The sequence below is a fragment of the Pseudomonas entomophila genome (assembly GCF_029193575.1).
Lineage (GTDB): Bacteria > Pseudomonadota > Gammaproteobacteria > Pseudomonadales > Pseudomonadaceae > Aquipseudomonas > Aquipseudomonas entomophila_G.
In genome coordinates, this window is sequence record NZ_JARGCS010000048.1 from 1 (window position 1) to 2339 (window position 2339).

General features: G+C 68.9%; 1 protein-coding gene. It reads left to right on the forward strand.

What is annotated here, in order from left to right:
* Positions 1-2339 (forward strand): amino acid adenylation domain-containing protein (locus P0Y43_RS23040; RefSeq protein ID WP_275639572.1); only part of this gene is annotated, 2339 nt, incomplete at both ends.

Consider the following 2339-nt stretch of genomic DNA (forward strand, 5'->3'; position numbering starts at 1 on the left):
TCGGGCTCGACCGGCCGGCCCAAGGGCGTGATGGTCGAGCACGGCAACCTGGCGAACCTGCTGCAGGCGATGCGCGGGCTGACCGGGATCGCAGCGGGCGATGGATTGCTGGCGGTGACCACGCTGGGCTTCGACATTGCGGGTCTGGAGTTGTATCTGCCGCTGGTGGTGGGCGCCCGCACGATCGTGCTGGATCGGGAGTCCGCGCGTGACGCGACGCTTCTGGCCCGGGCGCTTGACGACAGTGGTGCGACGCTGATGCAGGCAACGCCGTCGACCTGGCGGATGCTGGTGGAGGGCGGCTGGCCGGGTTCAGCGGGGCTGACGGCGCTGTGCGGCGGCGAGGCGTTGCCGGCGCAATTGGCCGCTCAGTTGCGCGCGCGGGTGGGCACGCTCTGGAACGTCTATGGACCGACGGAGACGACGATCTGGTCATCGGCCCAGCGAGTGGAAGGGGCGGTGAATATCGGTCGTCCGATCGACAACACCCAGTTCTACCTGCTGGATGCGCATGGCGAGCCCGTTCCGATGGGCGTGGCAGGTGAGATCTACATTGGCGGCGCGGGGGTAGCGCGTGGCTACCTGAACCGTGAAGACCTGACGGCGGAGCGTTTCCTGGCGGACCCGTTCCGCGCGGGCGGGCGGATGTACCGCACGGGGGATCTGGGGCGTTGGCTGCCGGAAGGGGAGATCGAATACCTGGGCCGTAACGATCACCAGGTGAAGCTGCGCGGTTTCCGCATCGAGCTTGGCGAGATCGAGGCGCGGCTGGCGCAGGTTGAGGGTGTGCGAGAGGCGGTGGTGCTGGCACGTACCGATACCCCGGGCGAGGCGCGGCTGGTGGCCTACGTGACGGGTGCGGAGCCGGTGGAGGTGCCGGTTCTGCGCGAGGCGCTGCTGGCACATCTGCCCGAGTACATGGTGCCGGCGGCCTATGTGTGGATGGAGCAGCTGCCGCTGACGCCGAATGGCAAGCTCGATCGTCGGGCGCTGCCGATGCCTGACAGCGGCGCGTTGTCGTCACAGCTGTACGAAGCACCGGTGGGGCCGTTCGAAACGACGCTGGCCGGCATCTGGTCGGAGCTGCTGGGCGTGGAGCGTGTCGGTCGCGACGACGACTTCTTTGCGCTTGGCGGCCATTCGTTGCAAGCGGTGCGCATGGTGCTGCGCGTGCGTCAGCAGCTGGATGCGGAGCTGGCCCTGGCGAAGCTGTTCGCTCAGCCACGTCTGCGTGATATTGCGCGCGTCATCGAGCGTGGCGAGCAAACGCTGCTGCCGGTGATCGAGTCTGTCGAACGCACCGGGCTGGCGCCCTTGTCGTTCGCACAGCAGCGTCTGTGGTTCTTGGAGCGTATCGAAGGCGCGGGCGCGGCGTATCACATTCCGGTCGGTGTCAGGCTGCGCGGTGCGCTCGACGAAGCGGCCTTGCGTTCGGCGCTGGATGCGGTGGTGGCACGGCATGAGGCACTGCGTACGACGTTTGTGGAGCAGGACGGGGAGGCTGCACAGCGCATCGCGGCGGCGGACTGCGGGCTGGTGCTGACGGTGAGCGACGTCTCGGCGTCTGCGGACCGCGAAGCGCAAGCCCAGCGTCTGGCGTTGGAAGAAGCGTCGGCGGCTTTCGATCTGTCCACGGGGCCGCTGATTCGTGGTCGTCTGCTGCGCGTGGCGCAGGACGATCATGTCTTGCTGGTGACGATGCACCACATCGTGTCGGACGGCTGGTCGATGGGCGTGCTGATCCGTGAGTTCGCGGCGCTGTACGACGCGGCGCGACGCGGCCTTGCCGCGCCCTTGCCGGCGTTGCCGGTGCAGTACGTGGATTACGCGGTATGGCAGCGTCGCTGGCTGGAGGGCGAGGTGCTGCAGCAGCAGGGCGCCTACTGGCGCGAGACGTTGGCGGGTGCGCCGGGTCTGCTGAGCTTGCCGACGGACCGGCCAAGGCCGGAGCGTCAGGACTACAGCGGAGCGTCGATCGAGGTGGTGGTGGACGCGGCGCTGACGGCGAGGCTGGCGCAGGCCGGGCGTCGCTACGGCGCGACGGTGTTCATGATGGTGCTGGCAGGGTGGTCGGCGGTGCTGGGCCGGCTGGCCGGGCAGGACGAGGTGGTGATCGGGGCGCCGGTGGCGAACCGCACGCGCCCGGAGGTGGAAGGCCTGATCGGCTTCTTTGCCAACACGCTGGCACTGCGCGTGGACCTTGGCGGAGCGCCGACGGTGGCGGAGCTGGTCGAGCGGGTGCGTGAGCGCGTGCAGCAGGCGCAGGTGAACCAGGATCTGCCGTTCGAGCAGGTGGTGGAGCTGGCGCGTCCGGTGCGCAGCCTGGCGCACAGCCCGGT